General features: G+C 40.0%; 28 protein-coding genes. 20 read left to right on the top strand and 8 right to left on the bottom strand.

From position 1 onward, the window contains the following. Positions 1-110: 110 nt before the first annotated feature. The 3 genes from flgA (at position 111) to flgN (ending at position 1,638) form a co-directional block, all read left to right on the top strand. Positions 111-803, top strand: a complete 693-nt coding sequence (gene flgA, locus QQK05_RS04360; RefSeq protein ID WP_284296222.1) for a flagellar basal body P-ring formation chaperone FlgA — start codon at positions 111-113, stop codon at positions 801-803. 74 nt (positions 804-877) lie between these two features. Further along, the gene (flgM, locus tag QQK05_RS04355; protein ID WP_284296221.1) at positions 878-1,189 is read left to right on the top strand and encodes a flagellar biosynthesis anti-sigma factor FlgM; all 312 of its coding nucleotides are present in this window, start codon (positions 878-880) and stop codon (positions 1,187-1,189) included. Between the two features lie 17 nt (positions 1,190-1,206). Beyond that, positions 1,207-1,638 carry a flagellar export chaperone FlgN gene (gene flgN / locus QQK05_RS04350; RefSeq protein WP_284296220.1) on the top strand — a complete coding sequence of 144 codons (432 nt, stop codon included), beginning with the start codon at positions 1,207-1,209 and terminating at the stop codon, positions 1,636-1,638. Between the two features lie 10 nt (positions 1,639-1,648). On the opposite strand, the gene QQK05_RS04345 is transcribed toward flgN, so the two are convergent. The 4 genes from QQK05_RS04345 to tal all read right to left on the bottom strand — a co-directional run bounded on the left by QQK05_RS04345 (position 1,649) and on the right by tal (position 4,840). After that, on the bottom strand, positions 1,649-2,449 hold the full coding sequence (locus tag QQK05_RS04345) for an SDR family NAD(P)-dependent oxidoreductase (protein ID WP_284296219.1): 801 nt from the start codon (positions 2,447-2,449) through the stop codon (positions 1,649-1,651). Between the two features lie 106 nt (positions 2,450-2,555). After that, the gene (locus QQK05_RS04340) at positions 2,556-3,284 is read right to left on the bottom strand and encodes a DUF4097 family beta strand repeat-containing protein (protein ID WP_284296217.1); all 729 of its coding nucleotides are present in this window, start codon (positions 3,282-3,284) and stop codon (positions 2,556-2,558) included. 297 nt (positions 3,285-3,581) lie between these two features. Further along, positions 3,582-3,749 (bottom strand): DUF3545 family protein, encoded by a 168-nt coding sequence (locus tag QQK05_RS04335; protein ID WP_284296216.1) that lies wholly within the window; start codon positions 3,747-3,749, stop codon positions 3,582-3,584. Between the two features lie 137 nt (positions 3,750-3,886). Further along, positions 3,887-4,840: a transaldolase gene (gene tal / locus QQK05_RS04330; RefSeq protein ID WP_284296215.1), complete on the bottom strand. Its 954-nt coding sequence runs from the start codon at positions 4,838-4,840 to the stop codon at positions 3,887-3,889. Between the two features lie 234 nt (positions 4,841-5,074). On the opposite strand from tal, the gene yaaA reads away from it, so the two are divergent. From yaaA to QQK05_RS18685, 4 genes are all read left to right on the top strand, one after another. Continuing rightward, positions 5,075-5,848 carry a peroxide stress protein YaaA gene (gene yaaA / locus QQK05_RS04325; RefSeq protein ID WP_284296214.1) on the top strand — a complete coding sequence of 258 codons (774 nt, stop codon included), beginning with the start codon at positions 5,075-5,077 and terminating at the stop codon, positions 5,846-5,848. A 179-nt stretch (positions 5,849-6,027) separates the two neighbouring features. Beyond that, the gene (locus QQK05_RS04320) at positions 6,028-6,543 is read left to right on the top strand and encodes a TIGR03546 family protein (RefSeq protein WP_284296213.1); all 516 of its coding nucleotides are present in this window, start codon (positions 6,028-6,030) and stop codon (positions 6,541-6,543) included. A gap of 2 nt (positions 6,544-6,545) precedes the next feature. Then, on the top strand, positions 6,546-8,336 hold the full coding sequence (locus tag QQK05_RS04315; RefSeq protein WP_284296212.1) for a TIGR03545 family protein: 1,791 nt from the start codon (positions 6,546-6,548) through the stop codon (positions 8,334-8,336). Positions 8,337-8,360: 24 nt separating this feature from the next. Continuing rightward, entirely contained in the window at positions 8,361-8,600 is a 240-nt protein-coding gene (locus QQK05_RS18685; protein WP_407704849.1) for a DUF6868 family protein, read from the top strand. Positions 8,601-8,671: 71 nt separating this feature from the next. On the opposite strand, the gene srmB is transcribed toward QQK05_RS18685, so the two are convergent. Continuing rightward, on the bottom strand, positions 8,672-9,919 hold the full coding sequence (gene srmB, locus QQK05_RS04310) for an ATP-dependent RNA helicase SrmB (protein WP_284296211.1): 1,248 nt from the start codon (positions 9,917-9,919) through the stop codon (positions 8,672-8,674). Between the two features lie 140 nt (positions 9,920-10,059). After that, positions 10,060-10,578, bottom strand: coding sequence for a flavodoxin FldB (gene fldB, locus QQK05_RS04305; RefSeq protein WP_284296210.1), 519 nt, complete (start codon positions 10,576-10,578; stop codon positions 10,060-10,062). Between the two features lie 214 nt (positions 10,579-10,792). Here fldB and dsbC point away from each other — a divergent pair, with 214 nt between their 5' ends. The 5 genes from dsbC to QQK05_RS04280 all read left to right on the top strand — a co-directional run bounded on the left by dsbC (position 10,793) and on the right by QQK05_RS04280 (position 17,467). Then, positions 10,793-11,548 carry a bifunctional protein-disulfide isomerase/oxidoreductase DsbC gene (dsbC, locus tag QQK05_RS04300; protein WP_284296209.1) on the top strand — a complete coding sequence of 252 codons (756 nt, stop codon included), beginning with the start codon at positions 10,793-10,795 and terminating at the stop codon, positions 11,546-11,548. A 141-nt stretch (positions 11,549-11,689) separates the two neighbouring features. After that, a complete protein-coding gene (recJ, locus tag QQK05_RS04295) occupies positions 11,690-13,420 on the top strand; it encodes a single-stranded-DNA-specific exonuclease RecJ (protein ID WP_284296208.1) in 1,731 nt (576 codons plus the stop codon). Positions 13,421-13,556: 136 nt separating this feature from the next. After that, a protein-coding gene (prfB, locus tag QQK05_RS04290) for a peptide chain release factor 2 (protein ID WP_284296207.1) occupies positions 13,557-14,655 on the top strand; the annotation gives its coding sequence in 2 pieces (ribosomal slippage) (positions 13,557-13,631 and positions 13,633-14,655; 1,098 coding nt in all). Between the two features lie 59 nt (positions 14,656-14,714). Continuing rightward, a complete protein-coding gene (gene lysS, locus QQK05_RS04285; RefSeq protein ID WP_284296206.1) occupies positions 14,715-16,274 on the top strand; it encodes a lysine--tRNA ligase in 1,560 nt (519 codons plus the stop codon). A gap of 14 nt (positions 16,275-16,288) precedes the next feature. After that, positions 16,289-17,467, top strand: a complete 1,179-nt coding sequence (locus QQK05_RS04280; RefSeq protein WP_284296205.1) for an energy transducer TonB — start codon at positions 16,289-16,291, stop codon at positions 17,465-17,467. Between the two features lie 68 nt (positions 17,468-17,535). Here QQK05_RS04280 and QQK05_RS04275 read toward each other — a convergent pair whose 3' ends face one another. Continuing rightward, positions 17,536-19,332, bottom strand: coding sequence for an acyl-CoA dehydrogenase C-terminal domain-containing protein (locus tag QQK05_RS04275; RefSeq protein WP_284296204.1), 1,797 nt, complete (start codon positions 19,330-19,332; stop codon positions 17,536-17,538). A gap of 467 nt (positions 19,333-19,799) precedes the next feature. Continuing rightward, the gene (locus QQK05_RS04270; RefSeq protein ID WP_284296203.1) at positions 19,800-20,231 is read right to left on the bottom strand and encodes a DUF3010 family protein; all 432 of its coding nucleotides are present in this window, start codon (positions 20,229-20,231) and stop codon (positions 19,800-19,802) included. 110 nt (positions 20,232-20,341) lie between these two features. Here QQK05_RS04270 and QQK05_RS04265 point away from each other — a divergent pair, with 110 nt between their 5' ends. The 8 genes from QQK05_RS04265 to QQK05_RS04230 all read left to right on the top strand — a co-directional run bounded on the left by QQK05_RS04265 (position 20,342) and on the right by QQK05_RS04230 (position 26,753). Further along, the gene (locus QQK05_RS04265) at positions 20,342-21,070 is read left to right on the top strand and encodes an SDR family NAD(P)-dependent oxidoreductase (protein WP_284296202.1); all 729 of its coding nucleotides are present in this window, start codon (positions 20,342-20,344) and stop codon (positions 21,068-21,070) included. Next, on the top strand, positions 21,070-21,936 hold the full coding sequence (locus QQK05_RS04260; protein WP_284296201.1) for an amidohydrolase family protein: 867 nt from the start codon (positions 21,070-21,072) through the stop codon (positions 21,934-21,936). Before QQK05_RS04265 ends, QQK05_RS04260 begins: the two co-directional genes overlap by 1 nt. Positions 21,937-21,972: 36 nt before the next feature. Beyond that, positions 21,973-22,407 carry a CBS domain-containing protein gene (locus QQK05_RS04255; protein ID WP_284296200.1) on the top strand — a complete coding sequence of 145 codons (435 nt, stop codon included), beginning with the start codon at positions 21,973-21,975 and terminating at the stop codon, positions 22,405-22,407. Between the two features lie 189 nt (positions 22,408-22,596). Continuing rightward, on the top strand, positions 22,597-23,673 hold the full coding sequence (locus QQK05_RS04250) for a ketoacyl-ACP synthase III (RefSeq protein ID WP_284296199.1): 1,077 nt from the start codon (positions 22,597-22,599) through the stop codon (positions 23,671-23,673). A gap of 139 nt (positions 23,674-23,812) precedes the next feature. Then, positions 23,813-24,367 (top strand): LON peptidase substrate-binding domain-containing protein, encoded by a 555-nt coding sequence (locus QQK05_RS04245; RefSeq protein WP_284296198.1) that lies wholly within the window; start codon positions 23,813-23,815, stop codon positions 24,365-24,367. A gap of 76 nt (positions 24,368-24,443) precedes the next feature. After that, entirely contained in the window at positions 24,444-25,115 is a 672-nt protein-coding gene (locus QQK05_RS04240; RefSeq protein ID WP_284296197.1) for a sigma-70 family RNA polymerase sigma factor, read from the top strand. Then, positions 25,108-25,788 (top strand): ChrR family anti-sigma-E factor, encoded by a 681-nt coding sequence (locus tag QQK05_RS04235; RefSeq protein WP_284296196.1) that lies wholly within the window; start codon positions 25,108-25,110, stop codon positions 25,786-25,788. The genes QQK05_RS04240 and QQK05_RS04235 overlap by 8 nt, the downstream gene beginning before the upstream one ends. A 20-nt stretch (positions 25,789-25,808) precedes the next feature. Next, positions 25,809-26,753, top strand: coding sequence for a YbgA family protein (locus QQK05_RS04230; protein WP_284296195.1), 945 nt, complete (start codon positions 25,809-25,811; stop codon positions 26,751-26,753). Positions 26,754-26,804: the final 51 nt, after the last annotated feature.

Here is a 26,804-nt window from a genome sequence, read left to right as displayed (position 1 = left end):
CTACTAGAAGTTCTATTTAACGTAATTTTTTTGACACTTGGTCTGTGCCCAAGAATATCTTAAGCATAGACGAGTATTTTAAATTCCCTAAGAAAATAGCAGTAATATTTATGAAAAATTTAAAGTTATTCTCATTACTTAGCAGTTTATTATTATTTTTTGCTAGTTCTTGTTTGGCGACAGAATTTGATCATGAATATATCGAGCAATTTGCCAAGGACTTTGTTGAAAATAACCATGAATTACCACAAAACGGTAAGGTTAACATTTTACCAACAAAACTTGATCGTCGTATTAACATTAGGCCATGTTCTTCACCTTTAACGGCAAATATACCCGAAAAATCTTATGGTAGAAATGTAAATGTTAAAATAACTTGCAAAGATTCAATACCTTGGCACCTTTTTATTGCTGTAAAAGTAAGTACTCAGCTGCCTGTTGTCGTTGCAACAACGCATATCGGTAAAGGCACGGTTTTGTCATCAGACAATTTGGCAGTGAAGTATATCGATAGTCATAGCATTCGAGGCTCGGTTTTAGAAAGCATGGCGACAATCATAGGGGCTAAAGCTAAGCGAAACATCGCAAGAGGCAGAGCCATATACACCAAGAATATCTGCCTAGTCTGTAGTGGCGAAAACGTGACTATTAAGGCAAGTTCTGGTAGTTTTAGTGTTAAAGCGACTGGCGTTGCATTATCTAACGGTAGTTTAGGTGACCAAGTGAGGGTGAGAAACACACGCTCTGGCAAGGTTATCTCTGGTAGAGTTTCAGCAATTAATAATGTTGAAATAACGCTATAAAAAAAGCTAAAGTTTTTTTGCTTTGAGTCGATAAAAAGATAGAAAAGTTTTTACTTTGCCTTTAGGAATTAGTTATGGCTATTAATATCAACAACTTAGGTAATTCAAACCCATTAACCAAAGTTGCCGATCAAAATGCGAAACAGCAATCAGCGCAATCTGCTCAGCAAACAAATGCTGCGCCTCAAGCGCGTCAAGATTCTGTGTCAATAACTCCTCAGGCGCAACAGCTATCAAAATTACAGCAAAAATCAGCTAATGAGCCAGAAGTGAATCAGAAAAAAGTTGAGCAACTCAAAAAAGCGATTGTTTCTGGGGAATACAAAATTGACCCAGACAAGCTTGCAGCAAGCATTGCTAACTTTGAGTTTAAGATAGACGAATAATATCTGACGGAGTGCGCATGTCGGCACCAGAAACAGTTACACAATTGATCGAAAAACAAGAAGCTTCTTTACTTGAGTTAGAGAAGCTTCTTTTGCTTGAGAAGGAAATTTTAACCAAGCAAAATCCTCAAGCACTAGTTGATATCACCGAAAAGAAACATGTTTTATTACTAAACATAGAAGAAGGTGATAAAGCGCTTTCATTACACCCTCATTTCAAAAAAGAGCTGAATGATGGCTTGCATGCTGATGCACTTGCTCGCGCGAGTGAAACCCTAGAAAGATGTAAAGAGCTAAACCAAGTTAACGGTAATATTATCACCCAGTCAGAGCTGGCGGTAGAACGCATGCGCTCTACGTTGTTAGAACGCAATAGCAAGTCAACGATGACCTATGATGCCAAAGGCAAGAAAAGTGGTGGTTTAAGTAGCTTAGGCATCAAAGCCTAAGCTCAACGCTTTAGATATAATCCCGCACTAGTTGTTCAATTACACGACAGACACTATTCACTTTGTCAGATGCTAACGCGTCACTGTGAGGATTGGCAAAGCATTTACTATCATTGTCATAATATTGACCGCTCGCCTCAGCAAACTCGTCACTCACCGCCGCTCGTACTAAAATATCAGCACCAATCGTAATATCCTCACCATCGATTCCATAACCTTCTTTCACCATTTTACTTGCGAGTAAAGAACCTGGATTTACAGCCACTACACTGATACCTCTGGGCTTGAGCTCTTCAGCCATTTTGATAGACCACATCGTAATCGCAAGTTTGCTTTGGGCGTAGGCTGTATTTGCTGGTAACCTCTCTTTGCCTCTCATTGCTTTCTCGTTTATAGGCGCTTGCGCCGCAGATGAAAGATTGATGATCCGCGTACCATTTTCACATATTGGTAAAAGTTTTTGGGTCAACACATACGGCGTCAACGTGTTAACAACAAAGCGTATATCGAGTCCATCACTTGTGATTTCATGAGGCGTTTTTAAAATACCCGCGTTATTTATAATAACGTCAAGCTTGTGATGTGTTTTAACAATATTTTGAGCCATAGATACAGTGTCAGAAAACGACGACAAATCAGCTAAGTAGGTATCTATTTGCTTGGCACCTAACTCAATGAGTTGTGCTTTTGTTTGTTCAAGTTTTTTAGCATTCCGACCATGAATAAGAAGATGAAAACCTTGTGCAACTAACATTTTTGCCGTCTCAAATCCTATTCCGTCTGTTGCGCCTGTTAACAGTATTGTTTTCATTTTCAGTCCTATATACTAAAAACCCCAAGCATAAGCTTAGGGTTTTATTTAATGAAATTAATTCTTTAGGTATAGCCAACCCTTGAATCAGAGTAAAGCTAATGTCTTACATTTTGTTGTTTACATTTGTAACGTTTACGCTACCAGAACCATCACTAAGTAACTCAAAGTGATGTGCGTTATCCACGCGAATCGATCCAGAGCCATCTGATACTTTTACGTCACCAGCAACATCACTGACATCAATGCTACCAGAACCATCAGAAACACTAACGTGACCTTCAACACCACTTACTTTGACACTACCTGAGCCGTCATTAATCGTTAAAGCGCCTATTTGCTCTCTTACTTTTATTGAGCCAGAACCATCATTAACTTCCAATGTTGTATTATTATTGGTAATAACAATTCCACCTGAACCGTCATTAACTTTATACACACTTGTATTTTGAATATTGATTGGTCCAGAGCCATCATTTATCTTGGTTAATAGAGTACTCGGCAGATAAACGGCGACATCAATACGTGTATGATTATCATTGTGACAAGTATTTGCTTTTAGCTTGGCTTTTGCCGATGATTTCTCTTCTAAAGATAAACAATAGGGTTCACCTTTGTCTTTTTGATAAATTTCAGCAGTTACATCAATCGTTTTTTTGTCATGTCCGATTAACGTCAAGCTACCAGCACCAGCATCTATAGCAAAGTCTTTCAATGCTTCAGCTGATAAGGTTAAATTTTTAGTCTCAACTTTTTCATAGTCGCTATCATGATACGAATGAGCGCCAGCAGTAAATACACCAGCTACCATAGTCAACGCGATTAATTTTTTCATTTCTTCATTCCTTGTGCTTTTCCTTATTAGTTACACTTTATGAGAAAAAGGTTTAAATGAAAAAATATATTTGTTAAAAAAAATTTCTATCGCCTTCAATTTAGTCCCCAAAAAGGACAACAAATTCGATTATGATTAAACAACTTAGTTAGCATGGTTGTCATGCAGTCACGGACAATTTATGGATAGGTTGATTTGTGAGATTCAAGAAGATTTAAATTTTTGAGGTTTCAGATAAAACAAAGCTCGGTCAAACCGAGCTTTGTTGCGTCAATGTTAGAGGGTGTATTGAGTCACTTAAAACTCTTCTAACAAATATTCCATTGAATCATCGTAGATTCTGAGTTCCTTTTCTAACTGGAATTTTTCCTTCAGTTGTTCTATTTCGCGCCATTTTCGCTTTTTATTTGTAGTTTTTGCTTTAGGTTGATCTACAGGTTCAAGCACACTGCTTATTTTATCCATGGAATGCTCCTTTTTTCTACAACTGCATCTTTTTAATACCATACCCAGATGTAGAATAAAACAACTTTATGAAGAAAATTTTACGAAATTTTAAACATTCTTTGTTTAATAAAGGCGCGCCTTTTGGTTAAAAATCGTTAGAACAAGCTAGTTAATTGACGTTCAAGCTTTTCTTGGTCAGCTGCAAAATTACGAATACCTTCAGCTAACTTTTCTGTTGCCATTGGGTCTTCATTTAACTGCCAACGGAAATCTTGTTCAGTTAACGTTGGTAATTTGCTCGCTTGTGCATTATCAGCTGTTAATTTACGCTCAATTTTGGTTTCAGTATTAGCCAACTCGTCCATTAATTGCGGGCTAAGTGTTAGGCGATCACACCCAGCAAGCTCGGTAATTTCACCAACGTTTCTAAAACTTGCTCCCATAACGACGGTGTTGTAGCTATTCGCTTTGTAGTAGTTGTAAATCTTGCTTACCGAAATAACACCTGGGTCTTCGTCCGCGTCGTAACTTTCTTTACCTGTGTCTTTCTTGTACCAATCTAAAATACGGCCAACGAAAGGTGAAATTAGGTATACACCAGCTTCAGCACATGCTTGTGCTTGTGCAAAATTAAATAGTAAGGTTAAGTTACAGTTAATACCTTCCTTCTCTAACTCTTCCGCCGCTTTAATGCCTTCCCACGTTGAAGCTATCTTAATTAAGATACGGTCATTTGAAATTCCAGCTTCATTGTACATAGCCATTAATTTGCGAGCTTTAGCTAATGTTGCTTGCGTATCAAACGAAAGACGAGCATCAACTTCTGTCGAAATTCGACCTGGGACAATTTTTAAGATTTCCAAGCCAATTAATACTGATAGTTTGTCTGCAGCATCAATCACCTGTTTACTTTCGTCACTTGACTGTAACTTTGCCCAATCTACAGCTTGCTGTAATAATGTTTGATATGCAGGTAAGGCTGCAGCCTTCAATAACAATGATGGGTTTGTTGTTGCGTCTTGCGGCTGAAATTTTGCGATGGCTTCAATATCGCCCGTATCAGCAACTACGGTCGTCATGCTTTTTAGTTGCTCTAACTGGTTTGTCATAAACTTTTCCTTTCTTGGCTTTCTGCCAAGTAATACTTCCGATTTGTAAAAATATTACACCAATAATTACCTAAGATGCAGTATAAAATTGCTATTACTTATATTTTGTTTACTAATTGGTCAGGTAACTAGTTTTATTACATTTGAAAATTAGTAAAAACTTCCCTGCTCTAGTATCAAACTAACTCAGCTATGTTATAGTTTCGTGTAACTTTCACAATCACGTTAGATATTATGTTATTTGTTGTTTCTCCTGCTAAAAATTTGGATTATGAATCACCACTAGCAACCAACCTTTACAGCCAACCTGAGCTATTAGAACATGCTCAAGAGCTTGTAGAACGTTGTGTTCAATTAACGCCTGCTGACTTGAGCTCTCTAATGGGCATTAGCGATAAATTGGCTGGCTTGAACGCAGCCCGATTTGGCGAATGGTCTCAACCTTTTTCTCCTGAAAACGCAAGACCAGCGGTATTAGCTTTTAACGGTGATGTATATACTGGCCTAGACGCAGCTAGTTTAGACAATAACGGTTTTGAGTTTGCTCAACAGCATATGCGCATTCTGTCTGGTCTTTATGGCATTTTAAAACCATTAGATTTAATGCAAGCATACCGTTTAGAAATGGGGACTAAACTCGATAACAATCGCGGTAAGAATCTCTATGAATTCTGGGGAGAGTTAATCACCAATCACCTGAACGATGCGTTAGCACAACAAGGTGATGATGTACTAATTAACTTAGCCTCAAATGAATACTTTAAATCTGTTAAGAAAAAGTCATTGAACGCGACCATTATTACCCCAGCATTCAAAGATTGGAAAAATGGTCAATATAAAATGATTAGCTTCTTCGCTAAAAAAGCACGCGGATTAATGGCTCGATATATTATCGATAATCAGGTTTCAAACGTAGAACAATTGAAAGCATTTAATTATGGTGGCTACGAGTACAATTCAGAATTATCAAAAAATAATGACTGGGTGTTTACTCGCAAAGAAGCATAAAGCACACAATAATAATACTAAGCCCAATTAGGAATTAAGTTGTCCAAAGTTACATCACAGAAGCATTTATCGTATAAATAAATTCTGTGATGTGATCTCTGCGTAACAATACCTTAATTGGGATGCGTATTCATGTAGATTAAAACAGTAAGATCTACTGAGCATTTTAAGGAGGAATAATGCTGACTTTATTAGCGAAATTATTTCAGGCTCTCAACTCTGAAAGCTCTTCACGCCAAATCGCACTGGCAATTGCACTTGGCTTCTGGTTTGGCCTTGCGCCCATGGCATCATTACACAACCTAGTCATCTTATTCGTTGCACTATTTATTCGCGTCCATTTAAGTAGCTTTATCTTATCTGCAACCTTCTTTAGCGGACTGGGCTATATATTCTCATTTGCCTTAACGGGTCTGGGGGAGACGCTATTGACGTCTTCATCTCTATCAGGGGTATTCGCATCGCTATATCAATTTGATTGGTTCAAACTTGCTCACTTACATCATACTTATACGCTAGGTGCCTTTGTATTTGGCATATTTATGCTGGTACCTATGTACTTTTTGAGCTTGCGCTTAGTGGAAAAATACCGTGAATCATTTATGGCGACATTAGAGCGATACAAAGTTGTTAGGGCGCTAAAGGCGTCTAAATTTTATCGTCTGTATAGCAGTCTAGCGAACCAAGGAGCTTAATCATGAATAAAATTATTCGTTGGCAAGGAATTGCCGGATTCGCGGTAATCGTCGCACTAATATCATTAATGATGTATTTGTTTGCCGAAACAATTGCAAGAAAAGCGATGGAACATGGCCTAGAGAACTATACCGGCGCAGAAGTTAACATTGATGACGTTAAAATTAATTACTCACCTTTTATTGTCGATGTGTACAGAGTTCAAGTAACTGATGCTGCTACCCCTGAAAAAAATGCAGTAGAAATTGCTCACGTCAATGCTGGAGTCGATATCTGGCAATACTTATTAGGCAGAGTACTTGTTGATGAATTAAGAGCAGAACAAGTGCAGTTTGCTACACAAAGAAGCAGTAAAGGTAGCGTGTATCGCGATCCTGAAACGTCACTTACTGATCGACTTAAACAAAAAGCACAAGATGCAATGGATGAAGCCGACATTAGTTTGCCAGATCCTGAAGAACTGCTGGCTAACAGTAATTTGAGAACTGTGAAAGCGGCGAATGCACTTGAGCAGTCCTATCAAGAAGAGAAAGCTAAATTAGAAGAGCTCAAAGGTAAACTGCCGACCAAAGAAACACTCGACAATTACAAAAAGCAGGTTGATGCCTTAAGTAAAGTTAAAGTCAAATCAGTAAGCGATATTAGCCAAATCAAAAAAGATTTTGATGCGCTGAAAAAGCAATTTAAACAAGACAAAGCGATTGTTTTACAAACCAAAGAACAACTTAGCCAAACGAAAAGTATTATGGCCAAGCGCGTTAATGATTTAAAAACTGCCCCTTCGCAAGACTGGAATGAAATTAAATCGACGTATCAACTTGATAATATCGACTCGGCGGATTTTGCTCACATACTATTTGGCGAAAAAGCCCGTGAATATCATGATATGGCACTAATCGCCTATCAATACGTAAAGCCATTACTTGCGCCGTCAACTGAACAGCAAACTGAAATAAACCATGCGGCTAACGGCAGGTTTGTACATTTTGATGAAGAGAACCCACAACCTGATTTATTGATCAAGAAAGCCCATTTTTCAGTGGTTACGCCTCACGGTGATTTCGACATCGATTTATCAGAAGTGACTCATCAGCATTGGATGCGCAATGTACCAACACAGTTTTCGATTAAGACAAATAATTTACTGACCGACGGTATTGCCAATTTAAACGGTCAGCTAGCGCTTGCTGCCAATAATGACTTTGAAACTCAAGGTAATTGGCAAATGAACAAGTTACCACTGCCAGAAGCGGCCCTTGCCACGAGTAAAGAGCTTTCAGTCACGTTATTAAGTGGGTTGTTAGCAGGTAACGGCCAATTCAAAGTCTCTAATGATGACATTGACAGTGTAAATGCCTTTACGTTGAGTCAAGCAAAGTATCAAGGTAGCGCGGAGTCATCGCTTGCAAAGTCAGTATTAGAGACGATTAGCAATTTGGATACACTAGAATTGGGTGTTGATGCAACCGGTCTATTAGCATCACCGAATTTTTCAATTAAATCGCCAATGAATAAGATTTTACAGCAAAGCGTGATGACCCAAGTCAACAGTAAGTTAGCTGGTTTTAAATCAGATATTCAGGGAGGGTTAAATGAAAAGCTTTCAGGTGCTTTATCCTTGGGTGACAGTGCGAATGCCGAGATCTTAGATTTTGAGAATTTGTTAAACGGCACAGATGGTGCGTTATCCAGCTTGTTGAGCAACGACATTGTAAAACAACAAGAAGATAAGCTTAAGAAGAAAGCAACAGACAAATTAAAAGGTAAACTTGGCGACCTATTAGGTGGTTAAGTAAAAGCATTAATAGGAGTGACAATGGAACTAGCTGTAAAATTGCTCGCATGGTGTTTGATATTAAACTACGGCGTATTATTGCTGTGGTTTATTATCCTCGTACTGGCAAAGCCGTTTTTATTTAAGATGCATAGCAGATGGTTTGATATTAGCTATGAGCAATTTAATCAAATGAATTACATAGCTTTTGCCCTCTACAAAATTTTAGTGTTTGTATTCTTTTTGGCACCTTATGTAGGGCTTAAGCTCCTCGGGTATTAAGCTTTTTGCGAGCAAAAAAAAGCAGCGTTAATAACGCTGCTTTTTTATGGTCTTTCACTGAAAGGTGGTTACTACTTTTTGGCCTTTTTCGTATTGCGCTTTGCAACTTTTTTAGCCTTCGCTTTTTTCTCAGCTTTCGACTTTTTCACCTTTGGTTTTTTCTGCGGAACTCTCGCTTCTTTATTAAGAGGACGTAAACCTTCAATCACACGACGTGCTAGTTTTTCGTCTATGTAACGCTCGATTTTACCAATCACAGCCATATCATGAGCTTCAACCAACGAAATTGCTGTTCCTTTATTACCTGCGCGTCCGGTACGACCGATTCTATGCAGATAAATATCAGCTTTGCGAGGCATATCAAAGTTGATGACATGCGTAACATCATCAATATCTAAACCACGAGCGGCAACATCGGTTGCAACAAGAACATTAACATCCCCGTTTCTTACACGCTCTACCGCACTATTACGTTTGTCTTGTGGCATTTTGCCTTCTAGCCATGCACAAGGTAACTCTTCAGCGTATAACTTACCTGATAAAAACTGGACAGTTTCACGCTTATTAGCAAAAACGACCGCGCGCTTAACATCTTCTTGCTTTAATAATGCACATAGTAAATCGAGTTTATGCTTCTTATTATCAGCTAAATGGATCCATTGATGGATCTTAGCTTTTTCTTTGCGTGATGGATTTGATTCGAGGTAAACCGGTTCTTCTAACAGCTCTTTCGAAAACTTAAGAACACCAGAGCCTTCTAATGTTGCTGAAAAGAGCATCGTTTGCTTACGCCAACGAGCTTCACCAACGACGCGATTAATTGTTTCAGCAAATCCCATATCTAGCATGCGGTCTGCTTCATCAAGTACAAGAATTTCTATCTCGCGCGCATCAAACTGTTCTGTTTCAATGTATTCCAACAAGCGACCCGGCGTCGCTATCAACATATCAGTTGTACTAGTTAAAATTTCTTTGTGTGACCCATAGTTAACACCGCCAGTAATGACTCCTGTTTTTACATTGGTGTATTTAGTGAGTAGTTGCGCTTGCTCAAATATTTGCAAAGCCAACTCACGCGTTGGAGATAGTATTAAAACACGAGGAAAACCAGGTTTCGTTCTTGGGTAATCTAATAAATGCTGGATAGCCGGCAGCAAAAATGCAGCTGTTTTACCAGTGCCTGTAGGTGCTGATGCTAAAACATCTTTGCCAGCCATTGCTTCTGGCAATACAAGTTGTTGAATTGACGTAGGTTTTTTGAAGCCGATATCTTTAACGGCACCCAACAATTCGTTGTCGAGATCAAACTGCTCAAACATGCTTGTGCTTCTATTTGGAAAATATGCGCAGATTATAGTGCTAAAGTCGCGAATATCCTAAAGACTTTCGCGATTTTATTGTTATCTGACTACAATCGATGACTTTATAAGGATTGTTTTAGGTGAACAACACGTATGCGTTAGAGATTCGCTTGAATCTCTTCAAGAACTTGTAACGTCCATTGAGCAATTCGTTCATCGGTTAGTTGGTATTGATTTTCGTCATCAATAGCTAAGCCGACAAATTGTGACTCGTCTGCAGTTAAGGCTTTAGATGCCTCAAACTCATAACCTTCATTTGGCCAAAAACCGACTACTTTACAGCCTGTTGGTAGCAAATGTTCGTGTAACATACCTAACGCATCTTGGAACCATTCGGTGTAACCAATTTGATCGCCCATACCATAAAGCGCGACTATTTTGCCTGTTAAGTTAAGCTCAGACACTTCCTCCCAATGCGATTCCCAATCTTCTTGTAATTCACCGTAATCCCACGTTGAAATACCAAAAATCAAAAAGTCGTAGTCGGAAACCTGACTTAGCGGTACATCCTTGATGTTGTGCAAATCAACAAGCTCCTCGCCAATCTCAGCTTGGATCTTTTCCGCCGCCATTTCTGTATAACAGGTTGTAGAACCGTAAAATAAACCTATCTTCATTTGATTATGTTTAAGCCACCTAAATTAATTGCGCGCAGTTTAGCAAAATCAGCGTTCTGTGCGCCAGCACTATTGTTCGTTAATCAGACGAAACAAATTATCGACAATTTGTTAACAGCAAGCTTCTTCGATTGCATTTAATAGCTATTAACGGTAATTTTATCCTCGAATTTTCGGTCTTATCAGAATAAGTCAATCAACATAGGTTTTTTTAATGTTAAAAAAAGCACTACTTGCTACCGTTTCTGCAAGCATTTTATTAGGTCATTCGCTGTTATCTTTTCCAGCTCACGCACAACTAACTAGCGCTGAAGAGCAAGCAGTAAAAGCACAAATCAATCAAAAACTTGGATTAACTGTAAGCCAAGTTCAAGAAGCACCTATGGAAGGCTTATACGAATTAATCACTGAAGCAGGATTATTTTACAGCGATAAAAAAGGCGAGTTTTTCATTCAGGGTAAATTATACGGATTATCCGGCAACGTTGTTAACCATAGTGAAACAACCCTTGCTCAAATGCGTATCGACGGTATGGCAAAGTTCACCAAAGATATGATTGTTTACCCGGCAAAAAATGAGAAACATGTTGTCACTGTGTTTACTGATATCACCTGTTCTTATTGCCGCAAAATGCACAAAGAGATGGAGAAATATAACGACTTAGGAATTACGGTTCGTTATCTCGCCTACCCTCGTGAAGGAATTACGAATCGTTACGGAGAGTTCACTAATGGTTATAAAGATCTTCGCTCAATTTGGTGTAACGAAGATCCAACTAAAGCATTAACGCGTGCAAAAGACGGTGCAAGTGTATCGCTTCGAATCTGTGAAACGCCTGTTGAAGATGAATTTAACTTTGGTCGTCAAGTTGGTGTTACAGGTACACCTGCGATAATTCTTGATAATGGCACAATGTTAAGTGGTTACCGCCCACCAGCAGATTTAAAAGCATTATTAGATAGCATTTAAATCTAACCTAGATTTAGGTTTTCTAACAAATTCCCAAAAACGAGAGCCTAGCTCTCGTTTTTTTTTATAAATTCCCGTAGGCTTAAACGAGTACCGATTTTTAGGAAGGGCACCAACATCGCTCTTCATCTAGTTAGTTAAATGCAAAAACAAATAATTCAACGTATCCCAGTTTCTGATAGCCACATATCGACAAACCTTCACCCGATAATAAAACAAATTTATGCGCAGCGCGGGGTTAGTGGTGACACTGAACTTAACCTACAAGTATCAAATTTAGCGGATGTAAATGCACTAGAAGGAATTCAAGATGCAAGTGAGATTCTGCATAAGGTGATGTTAGAAAACCAGCGCATTTTTATTATCGGTGACTTTGATGCTGATGGCGCGACATCAACAGCGTTAATGATGGAAGGTTTGAGTTTATTCGGTTATCAAAACCATGAATTTTTAGTGCCAAATCGTTTTGAATATGGCTATGGCTTGTCACCTGAAATTGTTGAAATAGCTTATCAGCAAGGTGCTAAAACGTTAATTACGGTTGATAGCGGCATTAGTTGCCACGCGGGTGTTGAAAGAGCAAAAGCCTTAGGCCTTACCGTTATCATTACCGACCATCATTTGCCAGGAAACCGCCTGCCGAAAGCCGACGCTATTGTTAACCCCAATCTCGAGTCATGTCAGTTTCCGTCAAAGGCGCTTGCAGGTGTGGGCGTTGCCTTCTACTTGATGTTATCACTGCGCAAAACCCTGCGAGAAAATAACTACTTTGCGGACGTTGGAATTAGCGAACCTAATATTGCCCAATTATTGGACTTGGTGGCACTGGGCACGGTTGCCGATGTTGTACCACTCGATGCCAACAATAGAATTTTAGTCCAACAAGGTCTCAATAGAATTCGTGCAGGTGTTACAAGACCTGGAATCCAGGCGTTAATTGAAATAGCAAAACGTGATCAAAGCCAACTGGTTGCGAGTGACTTTGGCTTCGCTTTAGGACCAAGAATTAACGCTGCCGGACGTTTAGATGATATGTCCTTTGGCATTAACTGTTTGCTTGCTAATGACATCAGTAGCGCTCGAATGATGGCGACTGAGCTCGATGGTTTAAATAAAAGCCGACGTGAAATAGAACAAGGGATGCAAGTAGAAGCTGAAGCAATCATGAGTCGTTTGAGCTTTAATCAAGATAACCTTCCCTTTGCCATCGCGCTTTATCAAAAAGACTGGCACCAAGGCGTTATCGGCATTGTTGCGGGGAGAATAAAAGAAAAGTTCCACCGCCCAACTATCGTATTTGCGCCTGCAAGTGACGAGAATACCAAAGAAATAAAAGGTTCAGCGCGCTCGATTGAGGGGTTACATATTAGGGATTTGCTTGAGCACATCTCTGGTCAACATGAAGGTTTAATCATAAAATTTGGTGGCCACGCGATGGCGGCGGGATTATCAATAAATGTAGAGCGTTTTGACGAATTCCAAACGTTATTTAGTCAATATGCTGGACAGTGGATCAAAGAAGAGGACTTTCAAGGAAAGCTGTTGTCGGATGGGCAATTACCTATCACAGAAATGACAATCGACTTCGCTCAAATAATTCGAGATGCTGGTCCATGGGGACAACGCTTTCCTGAGCCTTTATTTGATGACGAATTCGTTATACTGCAGCAACGTATTGTCGGCGAAAAACACCTAAAGCTCATGGTGCAAAAAGATGGTGTCGCGTTTGATGCAATCGCGTTTAACGTTGATATTAAAGCTTGGCCAAATCATCACGCGAGTAAAGTCCACTTGGCTTATCGACTTGATATTAACGAATTTCGCGGACGGAAAAACCTTCAATTAATGGTGGAAAACCTTGAAGCGATTTAGTCACGGTTTTTAGCTGAAAGAAAAAAGTTCAATTAGAACCATAATCAGACACTCATAACCGTTTATTTGACGCGCTATTTACGCTACAATGCGCGACTATTTTATCCGCTGTTTTCAATTGGAATTGCAAGGCAAAATGTTTGAAGTAAACCCTGTACTGAACAAATTAAAAGATATTCGTGAGCGCACCACCATGCTTCGGGGGTACCTTTGACTACGATGTGAAGTCAGAGCGCCTAGTTGAAGTATGTCGTGAATTAGAATTACCTGAAATTTGGAATGAGCCTGAACGTGCTCAAGCATTAGGTAAAGAACGCGCATCACTTGAAGCTGTTGTTCATACCGTTGACCAACTTGAGTCAGGTTGTGACGACGTTGAAGGGTTAGTTGAACTAGCAATTGAAGAAGAAGACGAAGAGACCTTCACGGATGCGCAAGCAGAAGTTGACGGACTAGATGAGAAACTCAACACCTTAGAGTTTCGTCGAATGTTTTCAGGTGACTCTGACGAAAGTGACTGTTACTTAGACATTCAGTCAGGTTCTGGTGGTACCGAAGCGCAAGACTGGGCTGAGATGCTAATGCGTATGTACTTGCGTTGGGGTGAATCTCACGGCTTTAAGACGGAAGTTCTTGAAGTTTCAGATGGTGATGTTGCAGGAATAAAAGGTTGTACGATTAAATTTTCTGGTGACTATGCTTATGGATGGATGCGCACAGAAACAGGTGTTCATCGTTTGGTACGTAAATCACCGTTTGATTCAAGCGGTCGTCGCCACACATCATTTGCTTCGGCGTTTATCTACCCTGAAATTGATGACAACATTGAAATCGACATTAACCCAGCGGACTTACGCGTTGATACTTTCCGTGCTTCTGGCGCTGGCGGTCAACACGTAAACAAAACAGATTCAGCTATTCGATTGACCCACATTCCAACGGGCGCCGTAGTAGCTTGTCAGGCAGATCGCTCGCAACACAAAAACCGTGCAACAGCGATGAAGCTTTTGAAAGCCAAGTTATATGAAATGGAAATTCAAAAGCAAAACGAAGACAAACAAGCCCTTGAAGAAGGTAAGTCAGATATTGGTTGGGGCAGCCAAATACGCTCATACGTATTAGACGATAGCCGTATTAAAGACTTACGAACAGGTGTTGAAAATCGCAACACACAAGCAGTACTTGATGGTGATTTAGATAAATTTATCGAAGCATCATTAAAGTCAGGCTTATAAGCCATATTATTGAAGAGAAAGCCTTTGCTTTCATTTATTAACCTAGTTTGAGACTGAAAATGACAGACCAAGCAAAACAAGACGAAAACAAATTAATTGCCGAACGTCGCGGCAAATTAGCGCAAATTCGAGAAAACTGTGACGCCAACGGCCATCCAAATACGTTTGATCGAAAACACTATGCAGCTGATTTACAAGCTGCACACGGTGATAAAGATAAAGAGACGCTTGAAGCTGAATCAGATGTTTACTCGATTGCTGGTCGTATCATGGCTAAACGTGGCCCATTCCTTGTGCTACAAGATATGTCAGGTCGTATCCAAGCATACGCAGACAAAACAGTTCAAAAAGAAATTAAAGCCAACCTTGGTGGCGTATTAGACATCGGTGATATCATTGGTGTAACAGGTACTTTGCACAAATCAGGCAAAGGCGACCTATACGTTAACATGAACGAATACCAGTTATTAACGAAGTCACTTCGTCCATTACCAGAGAAGTTCCACGGTTTATCAGACGTTGAAACGAAATACCGCCAACGTTACGTTGATTTAATCATCAACCAAGACACACGCGAAACATTTAAAGTTCGTTCAAAAATTGTTGATGGTATCCGCCGCTTCCTAGCTGAGCGTGACTTTATGGAAGTTGAGACGCCAATGCTACAGACGATTCCTGGTGGTGCAACAGCCAAACCATTCGTCACACACCATAACGCGTTAGACGTACAAATGTTTATGCGTATCGCTCCTGAGCTATACCTAAAGCGTTTAGTTGTTGGTGGTTTCGAAAAGGTTTTCGAGATTAACCGTAACTTCCGTAATGAAGGTTTATCAACGCGTCATAATCCAGAATTCACCATGATCGAATTCTACCAAGCGTACGCAGATTACAAAGACCTAATGAACTTAACAGAAGACATGTTACGCACATTAGCTGAAGATGTTATGGGTACTACAGTTATCCGTAACACAGTAAAAAATGCTGAAGGTGAAGTTGTTGAAGAGAAGTTCTACGATTTCGGTAAGCCGTTCCAGCGTTTATCAATGGTTGATGCCATCGTAAAATACGCTGAAGACGGTGTAGTGACAAGCGATGACGAAGCAGCACTTCGCGATCCGGAAAACAACTTTGACCAAATCAAAGCATTAGCGAAGAAAGTTCACGTAAAAGAAGGTGACGCAGCTAAGGTTTGGGGCCCAGGTAAGTACATCTGTGAAATCTTCGAAGAAGTTGCTGAGCATTTATTAGACCAACCAACCTTCATCACTGAATACCCGTGGGAAGTATCACCACTTGCTCGCCGCAACGATGAAAATCCATTTATCACTGACCGTTTCGAATTCTTCGTTGGTGGTCGTGAGTTAGCGAATGGTTTCTCTGAGCTTAACGACGCAGAAGATCAAGCAGCGCGTTTCCGCAAACAAGTTGAAGAAAAAGACGCAGGTGACGATGAAGCTATGCACTTTGATGACGATTACATCAACGCATTAGAGTATGGTTTACCACCGACGGCTGGTGAAGGTATTGGTATCGACCGTTTAGTCATGTTATTTACTGACTCACCAACAATCAAAGACGTGATTTTATTCCCGCACATGCGTCCGCTTGCAGAATAAGTCTTAGCAACTACATGTTACAGCAGGGTCAGGGTAATTTTACTCTGACCCTGTTTTTTTATATGCTTAAAAATAATGAGAAAAATCAAGGAAGAACGATGCATTTCAAAAAATTAACCGCGCTTTTCGCGCTCACGCTACTCGCGGGCCCTGTAAACGCTACGGAGAATAAACTAGCTAAACACATCACAACATTAGTAGATGCCAAACCTATCCTAAGAGTACCCCCTACATATCCAATTCAAGAAGCTAAAAAGAGCAAAGAAGGCTGGGTAATTGTCAGCTTTGTAGTCGATACAAATGGCAAGGTAAGTGACGCTGTTGTCGAAGATTCTTCTGGCTCTAGTCGATTCGAAAGAGAAACCTTAAAAGCCCTTAATAAGTGGAAATTCCAACCTGCAACTGAAAACGGTAAAGCGATTACCCAGTGCAAAAATAGCATACGCATGGATTTTAAGTTACATAACTCAGGAACCGGCGTTTCAAAAAAGTTTTTACGTCTCCACGCCTCTTTTTCAGAAGCACTTGAGGCCAAAGATGCCGCTAAACTTTCGGAATTAGCCACAAAATTAAAAAACTATAAAATCTATCGGGGTATTGAGAGTTTTTATCAGCATAGCGCACTAGCGAGATACGCTAATTTTCAACAGCAGCCAAAACAAGAGTTATACCATTTAAATAAAGCATTACACTTTTCTGGCGAGAAGACCTACCGAGACCAAGATACACTCACGGCGCAACAAAAATCTATAAGAGCTAATATTGAACAAAATATATATCCTGCCCTTCACAAAAAACTTCTACTTGAGTTAGACGCAGGACATGTTGCAAGCGCGCATAGAACAACTGAAAGACTTTTAGCCTTGGAAATTAGTAAACCTAATCATGAGCGTTATCAGAAGCAAAAATTAGCAATAGAACAATTCATTAGCGGCCCTGATGCAATTACACGACAACTAAATATCAAAGACAGAGATTCTGTCGCTCACCGGTTAGCTAGACAGTCGTTTGGGATTCAAAATGTTGATGGAAGACTGACGAAACTTGATGTTAGATGCAGAAACAAACGACATGTATATACCGTAAATGAGCAATCACAATGGAAACTGCCAAAAAACTGGCAAGGGTGTTCTGTGTACTTTTATGGCGAAGATAATACCTCTTTTACTGTTGTAGAACTGCCTAATGCCTAAGCATTATCAATAATTACACGTAATAAAAAAGGCAGCTAATCGCTGCCTTTTTTGAAACTTCTTATTGACTAGAATAAGAAGTCGTCTGCTGTCAGTGACATCATAGATTCGCCACCATTGTTGATACACGCCGCGTGACCTTTTACGCGCGGTAAAATACGCTGGAAGTAGAATTGAGCCGTTTTGATTTTTGCTTCATAAAACCCTTTCTCTTCTGTACCTGCAGCTAGTGCATCTTGTGCAACTTTTGCCATTTTCGCCCAGAAGTAAGCAAGGGTCATGTAGCCTGAATACATTAAGTAATCAACGGATGCAGCGCCAATTTCATCTGGGTTAGTCATCGCTTTCATACCAATTTCTTTGGTCATTTCTTGCCATTTAACACCAAACGAAATCATCGGCTTGATGAACTCAGCCATGTCATCGTCAGTACCGTGCTCTTGACAGAACGCCATCACTTCGGCAGCAAACGGCTTAATTAATTCACCTTTAGAGCCTAAAATCTTACGGCCTAATAAATCGATAGCCTGAACACCCGTTGTACCTTCATATAACATACTAATACGAGTATCTCGCATTAATTGCTCCATGCCCCACTCTTTAATGAAGCCATGACCACCAAAAATTTGAACACCATGAGAAGTACACTCAAAACCAACTTCAGTTAAGAAAGCTTTAGCAATTGGTGTTAACAGCGCAAGCTTGCTTTCTGCAACCGCGTTAAGTTTCTCGTCAGTACCGTGCTCAACTTCATCAACTAATTGCGCTAAGTAACCAACAAATGCACGTCCGCCTTCAGCAATTGATTTTTGCGTTAATAACATACGACGAACATCAGGATGAACAATAATTGGATCGGCAGGACCTTCCGGATTTTTAGGACCCGATAACGAACGCATTTGTAAGCGTTCTTTAGCATAGGCTAAAGCACCTTGGTAAGACGCATCTGCAGCAGCAACACCTTCATTGGCTACACCTAAACGAGCTGCATTCATGAAGGTAAACATGCAATGTAAACCACGATTGACTTCACCGATTAAGTAGCCTTTTGCGTTATCAAAGTTGATTACACAAGTTGCGTTCGCGTTGATACCCATCTTGTGCTCGATAGAACCACAGTTTACGCCGTTACGGTCCGCTTTTTCACCGTCAGGTGTAACATTGAACTTAGGTACGGCAAAAAGCGAAATACCTTTTGTACCTGCAGGAGAACCCGGAATGCGAGCAATAACAATATGAACAATGTTTTCTGATAAATCGTGCTCACCAGCAGAGATAAAGATCTTGGTACCCGATAGTGAGTAAGTACCATCGTCATTTAATTCTGCTTTTGTGCGCAGCATACCTAAGTCAGTACCACAATGTGGCTCTGTCAAACACATAGTACCTGTCCATGTACCCTCAACAAGTTTTGGCATAAACATTTGTTGTTGCTCAGGTGTACCGTGAGCTTCTAATGTAGCTAACGCACCGTGGCTAAGACCTGGGTACATTGCAAACGAGTGGTTTGCCGCTGAAACCATTTCAGCAATATGGGAATTTAATGAATGTGGTAAACCTTGACCACCAAAATCAACACTTTGTGAAAGTGTTGGCCAGCCACCTTCAACATATTGTTGATAAGCTTCTTTAAAACCGTCAGGAGTGGTTACATCGCCATCGTTCCAAGTACAACCTTGTTCGTCACCAATCTGGTTGATTGGTGCTAATACTTGCTCAGTAAATTTACCTGCTTCAGTCAAGATTGCGTCGATCATATCTTCCGTCGCATCTTCATAACCTAAACGAGCATAATGCTCGTTACAGTTAAGTAATTCCTGCATTACAAACTTAGTATCTCTCAAGGGAGCTTTATATTCTGGCATGATATTTTCCTTTGTCTTTATTAAGTGGTCTTACCACCTTTTGACACCATTATAAGCAAGAAAATTTGTTTTGATAAAGTACTTTCATGGTATCAATGAAAACTTTCTGTCTTAAATACCAATCCCATCAAGTTTTTACGCGGCTCAGAGCTGAATCTCAGGAACAGTAACAAGATAAATTTCTTTGGCAGAGTTATTCTACGTAAATTAAATTTAGGACAATTAATGTTTCCATGATGAGCTCCCAAAGAGTGAGTTTTAAAAGTGTTTAAACTGCGTTATAGCTATTAACAAAGGAATAACGATTCTCTGCAGGCTATGCTTTGTCTATACGCCTTTAAATTTTCGCTGAGTGAGCAAAAACCTATTGGTATTGATATATCGTAGTAGACGAAACTCAAGAACACCGAAAAATAGGCATAAAAAAACGCACATATTGTGCGTTTCATTTCTAACCAAAATTCTTTTTATTGGTTACGACCTTCGAAATAACCAAAGACTGTTTCAAATGCAGTTTGTTGATAGTTTTTCAACCCTGTGTCACGAAAATCGATTGCGACCTGAGAGCGCTCCAAAGTCTTTTTGATAGTAGCCGACGCCATAATCTCAACATCTAAATCGGCAATAAGCTGAATCGCTGATTCAATTTTAAAACCAACGGCACCACCGGCAAACTTACCTTTGATTGCGCGACCTTTGATTACTACTTTATCGACCTGATAGTCTTCTAATAACTTTGCAAAGGCAAATTGAAAGCGACGCATCTCTTCTGCATCACTAGCATCACCAACACTTAATTTAGGCACTCTTACCTTTGGAATATCGTACAACCCCATTTTTAATGACATGATACAAATAACTGCATCATTGCCTTTGATTTCTACGCCACAAACTTTCATATAAGCTCCTGTTTACTCTTGGCGTTATTATAACGAACAAAAACCTTATTTACTTGAATTAGATAGCACATATTGCTACTTTTTCGAAAAATTTAGTAAAAGCTCAGCTTATGACTCAAAAAGTATGTATTGTCACCGGCGGAAGTTCCGGTATTGGCCTCAGTATTGTTAATAAATTTATCGCCGAAGGATACCTGGTTTTTAACCTTGATATTACCAGCAGTAATGTTGGTGAGTTCCACCAGTGCGATATTACTGACGTGAAGCAAGTTGAGGCTATTATTAACAAGATTGCAAAAGAGCACACCATTGATGTATTGGTGTCGAATGCAGGCATACACTTCTCAGCAAATATTGAAAACACATCTGAGGAAGCGCTAGATAAAGTGTTTAGCATCAATGTCAAAGGCGCTTACGCTGCTGTTAAGTCTGTGTTACCGAGTATGAAAGCTGCAAAAAATGGTGCCATTATCCTGATGTCATCAGATCAAGCGATTATCGGTAAACGTAATTCTTTCGCTTATAACTTGAGTAAAAGTGCGTTGGCGAGTATGGCGAAAACAACCGCGCTTGATTATGCAGAATTTAATATCCGAGCTAATGCTGTTTGCCCAGGAACAATAGAAACTCCCCTATATCACAAGGCAATTGATAACTATTGTGAAAAGTCAGGTGAAGACAAGGCGAGCATTCATCAAGAAGAGGAAGCTTTGCAACCTCTCGGTCGTCTAGGACAGCCAGAAGAAGTGGCTGAACTCGTGTTCTTTTTGAGTTCAGAAAATGCAAAATTCATTACTGGAAGCCTTCAGGTCATTGATGGCGGTTACACTGCGCAATAATGAAAATCATCGACCCACATATTCATTTATTTAATATTGAACTAGGTGATTATCATTGGCTCAAACAAGCCAACCCGCCGTTTTGGCCCGACAAAAGTGTGATTTCAAGATCATTTGATGAAACGAACCTTACAAGCCATTCATCGTTGGACATTGCAGGGTTCGTCCATATAGAAGCAGGCTTTGATAATAAAGAGCCTTGGCGAGAACTAGCATACCTGGAAGAACACAATAAACTCTCGTTTAAAGCAATAGCCTTCGTCGATATTGCCAAATCACAGACTGAATTTATTTCAGATATTACTCAACTTAAGACATACCCATGTCTAATGGGGGTTCGATATATTTTAGAAGATATCGACGCTGACTTTTTGTACCAAGAACATGTGAAACAAAACTTACGTGAACTTGCAAAACAAAATCTAGTATTTGAAGCACAGTTTGCCATGGAGCATACCCAAGTTGTCGATAGCCTCATCGACATCCTTGAACAGGATCCGCACTTCACTATCGTCATAAATCATCATGGTTTCTGCCCAAGTGACGCTAATCGATATGATATGTGGCTCAACAATATCAAACGTCTATCCGCTTTTAAAAATGTTTACATTAAATGTTCTGGACAGGAAATGTTAAACGCAAACAACCGTGATATTGACTTTGTTAGGTTTGAAAACATCATCAATACCTGTATTGAAGTTTTCTCTCGTGATCGAGTTATGTTAGCCAGTAACTTTCCACTAATTACACTATCTTTGCCCTATCATGAATATTGGCAAATGTTGCACAACCTTTTTGCCAGTGATAAAACATTATGGCAACGACTCAGTTATCAAAACGCACGTCACGTTTATCAAATAACGTAAGATGAGAGTCTATAAATACTTAAGGTAACAAGCGACATGAATTTAACTAAATACATATCAACAAAATTAATCTACCTTACGTTAGATAGTACACTTAGAGATGCAAAAACACTGTTTGATAGGCATAAATTCCATCATTTAATCGTCTTAGACGACGACAATAGACTTGTTGGGTTAATTACCGACCGAGAGCTCTACAAGCAACTTAGCCCAACCATCGGCAGTGCCAAAGAAACACGCGAAGACGAACGAATCTTAGCAAAAAAAGTACATTTGGTGATGACTCGTAATCCCATCTCTTGCCTACCTAACACCTCGTTAGGTGAAATGGCAGTTTTATTCAACGACCATCATATTTCGGCCCTCCCTATCGTCAATGCCGAAAATAAAGCACTTGGCATCATTACATGGCGGGACATCCTGAGAATGCTAGCAGTACGTTACCAAAAAAAGTTACTTGAAGAAGGTTAATCGTTGCCAACATTTAATCACTAAATGCAGGCTTTTCGATAGACATTTTAAGCAAAGAAAACTATCCTACACATAGCTAAATACAACGAATACCCATTGAAATATTGCTTGAGTCAATTTTCACTGAGTATAAAAAAACCTGAGGGTTACTTCTCACCTTTGAGAAGGTTTTTCAGCAGTAGGTAATTAATGACATACGCAGCGATTAAAGGTTGGGGCAAATGCATGCCACCAGCTATTCTTTCAAACGACGATCTAGCTACGTTTCTAGAAACAAACGATGAATGGATAACCACACGGACCGGCATGAAAGAACGACGTGTTTCACATGTTGATGTTAGTGAACTTGCTCACATTGCGTGTGCCGAAGCCCTCGCCGTTGCCGGTAAAACAGCGCTAGACGTTGATATGATCGTTTTCGGTTCAACAACATTTGATGAGCAATGCCCAAATTCTGCATCGAATGTTCAGCGTTTACTCGGCGCAACTAACGCAGCCTGCATGGACGTTAACACGGCGTGTACCAGTGGCATGTACAGTTTAAGTGTCGCCACAGCGATGATTAAATCTGGTGCGATCAACTCGGCACTTATTATTGGTGCAGAAGTGATTTCAAAAGTAATGGATTGGTCAAATAGAGACGTAGCCGTGTTATTCGGAGACGGTGCAGCCGCACTTTATCTAGAAGCGAGTGATGAAAAGTCAGGTGTTTTAGGTGAATCTTTAGGTTGCTTCGGCGAGTCTCGTGACATTCTTGCCGTGCGAGGATTAGGTGTTAAATATGCCAACAAAGATCATATCCTAGGGCACACTTGGTGGAATTTCTTAGGTCAAGATATTTTCAAAAAAGCCGTTGCTGGTATGGCTCAAGCATGTGACAAAACATTAGAAAAGCTTGAAATGAACAACGACGATATCAATTTAGTCGTTCCACATCAGGCGAATTTGCGCATTATTGACTCACTTGCAAAGAAATTAAAAACGCCGAAAGACAAAGTTTTCGTCAATATTGAGAAATACGGCAATATGTCGGCTGCTACAGCCCTTGTTGCATTAGTAGAAGCCATTGAAGAAGGTCAAATCAACGCGGGTGACAATGTCTTGATGCCAGCATTTGGTGGAGGGTTAACATGGAGCGCGCATATGCTTCACTTCCCAGAAAAGCCCGAATCATCTGCAAAAGCGGAAGAGAGCCTACCTCCATGTGAAAAATCAGGCCTAACGCTTGTCGAAGAAATTATTCAGTCAAAGCAAAGCGCAGAATAACGTCAATTTCTTAGGGCCTCACAACACTGTGGGGCTTTTTTATTTTTGCGGCAATATTGTTCAAAGATTCACACCTTAGGGTGAACCAAAAAAAACGTCACTCGCGTATAACAGTTACCGATTACTTACTTTAGCTGTTATGAAACTACCGATTTTTCCATTACCAATTTTTTTATTGCCTGAGGGCGTTACTCAATTAAGAATTTTTGAGCAGCGTTACCTTAACATGGTAAAAAATTGCAACGAAACACAAGGTTTTGTCATCAAATATCAAAACCAAGCACTAGGCCAACATGCAACATGGGGCAGCTGGGTCGATATTATTGATTTTAATCAAGACGAAAACGGTATGCTGTTAATAACAGTAAAATGTAAAAAGCTTGTCAACATTCTAGACTCATTCCAAAATGAAGAACTCCTGCAAATTGGTGATGTCATTGAAAAGCCTTTCTGGCCTCAACAGGAGGTTGGCAGCGAACACGAACTTGCCGTAACGCTTGGTCGTCTCTTTCAAAACAACCAAGATCTCGAATATCTATACCCAGAAATTGTTTTAGATTTGTCATGGCTGTGCGCACGTTGGCTGGAGATTTTACCTATTAAATTCAAACAAAAAGATCAACTTATCGACCCAGCTGGAATAGATAAGACACAAACCCTTATTACTCGAATATTAAATAACGCGATAGAGTAAAAAATAATTAAACAATGTGATCTAAAACAGCCCCTAGGCCCGTAGTGAACTTTAACACGATCAACTGGGGGTTCTCATGCAAATCATGGGTCATTCATCAGATATTCCAAAAGGTAACTCAGCAAAAGTCATGACAAAGAACTTGTCAAATGACCAGGCTAAGAGTAAACCTATAAAGATGAAAGAAAAAACTGACTTAGCGCAGCTTACATTATGGCTTGAACAAGTCGCTCAAAACAGAGACAAACAGGCGTTTACACATCTGTTTCGATTCTTTGCGCCTAAAATCACCAACATTTGTTCACAGAAATTCAATAACCCACAACTTGCTGGTGAAATACTGCAAGAGACCATGACGAACGTTTGGCGTAAAGCGCATTTGTTCCACTCAGACAAAGGCGCTCCTACGACATGGATTTATTCAATCATGCGTAATGCAAGCTTTGACTTATTAAGAAAAATCAAAGCAAAAAAAGAAGATAACCTGAGTGATGATATTTGGCCGTTGATTGAAAGTGACCAGAGCTCAGAAGATGACTATAGCGATCACTTAGAAAACCAACACCTTATGGCGCACATTGACAAGCTACCTGAAGCGCAGCAACAAGTCATTCGTGGTGTTTACTTTATGGAGTTGTCACAAGAGCAACTATCTAAACAGCTCAACATTCCGTTAGGAACAATCAAATCAAGATTAAGACTCGCATTAGCCAAGCTCAAGCAACATATAGGAGCAGACCATGATTAAACACCATCCTAGCGAAGAATTATTAGCATCATATGTCGAAGCTAGTTTGCCTGTATCTGTATCTGCTGCAATTGCCATGCATATTGAGATGTGCCCTCACTGCGCAGCTAAAGTGGAAACGTTGACAGACCAACGAGCTGAGGCTTGCTTTGAAGTGAATGATGAGCAAATAAACGAGTCTTCAACGGGTACAGCTGAGTTTGGTGAGTTGGACTATGACGCCATGATCGGTGAAATCACTGAGCAAAACGATGTCGCGACACATTCAGTACCTGAGCAAAAAACCTTGAACATCAAAGGTAAAAGTGTTGTTTTGCCGCGTGCAATCAGTAACATTCCGACAACGGGTTGGTCAAATATAGGTAAACTGTCACGAGCGCGTTTCCAACTCGACGAAGGGAAAGTTCGCTCAAGCCTACTAAATATCGAACCTGGTGGTAGTGTTCCTGAGCACACACACAAAGGTTATGAGCTAACCTTATTATTATCAGGCAGCTTCAAAGACGATATGGGAGAATACGTTGCAGGGGACTTTATTATGCTTGATGGAGAGCATACACACCACCCTGTATCTGAAGAAGGTTGTTTGTGTTTTACAGTATCTGATGATGCGCAGCACTTTACCCAAGGCATCAACAAATTATTGAACCCAATTGCACAATTTCTATACTAATAAAATAGAAGGAGCTTGTTATGGCAAAACCAATAAACATCGGCATCAGCGCCTGTTTAACAGGCAAAGAAGTAAGATATGATGCAAGTGCTAAAACGTCTCATTTTTGCGTAAAAGAGTTAGGACAACACGTACAATATAGAAGCTTTTGTCCAGAGGTCGCAGTCGGCTTACCTGTACCAAGACCAACAATTCGTCAGATACGAAAAGATGACTTAATTGTAGTCTCTCGCCCTGACGGCACAGGTGAGATCACCGAAGCGCTTGAGGCGTACGGTAAACGAGTTGCAAAAATAGCAAAACAATTTAGTGGGTTTATTTTTACAGCTAAAAGCCCAAGCTGTGGTATGGAACGTGTAAAGGTTTATCGAGAAGACGGCAAAGGTGCTACCTCTGATGGCGTAGGTATCTTTGCACGTGAGATCATGAACGCGAATCCCCTACTACCTTGTGAAGAAAACGGTCGATTGAACGACCCAATTATCCGAGAAAACTTTGTTGCTCGCGTATTTGCCTACCGCCAATGGCAAGAGCTAGAAGCAAGCGGTATAACGAAGCACAAGCTTATTCAGTTTCACTCAACCTTTAAATACACGGTGATGAGTCACTCGCAAAAGGCGTACAAAGAACTAGGACGTTTGCTTGCAGGCAACTCGTTGTCAATTTATGAGCTGGCACAAACCTACATTAGTGGTTTAATGAATGCGCTCAAGATCAAAGCAACACGCAAAGGACACGCGAACACACTACAGCACATTCAAGGGTATTTTTCTCATCACTTGTCGAAAGAACAACGAGAAGAGCTGTGCCAACAAATTGATGCTTATCGCACAGGCTTGATGCCTTTAATGGTGCCGTTAACGTTAATTAAACATTATCTACTGTCTTTTCCAAAGCCGTATTTAGCCAAGCAGTTTTATTTGTCTCCATATCCGGAACAATTAAAACTTCGATACGGGTATTAAACCAACGACATAAAAGCTTACCTTCGGGTAGGCTTTTAACATTTTAGAGGA

This window comes from Thalassotalea loyana, from assembly GCF_030161435.1.
GTDB classification, from domain to species: Bacteria; Pseudomonadota; Gammaproteobacteria; order Enterobacterales; family Alteromonadaceae; genus Thalassotalea_G; species Thalassotalea_G loyana.
Note: the sequence above shows the minus strand (reverse complement) of the source record. Positions and strands in the feature narration are given on the sequence as shown.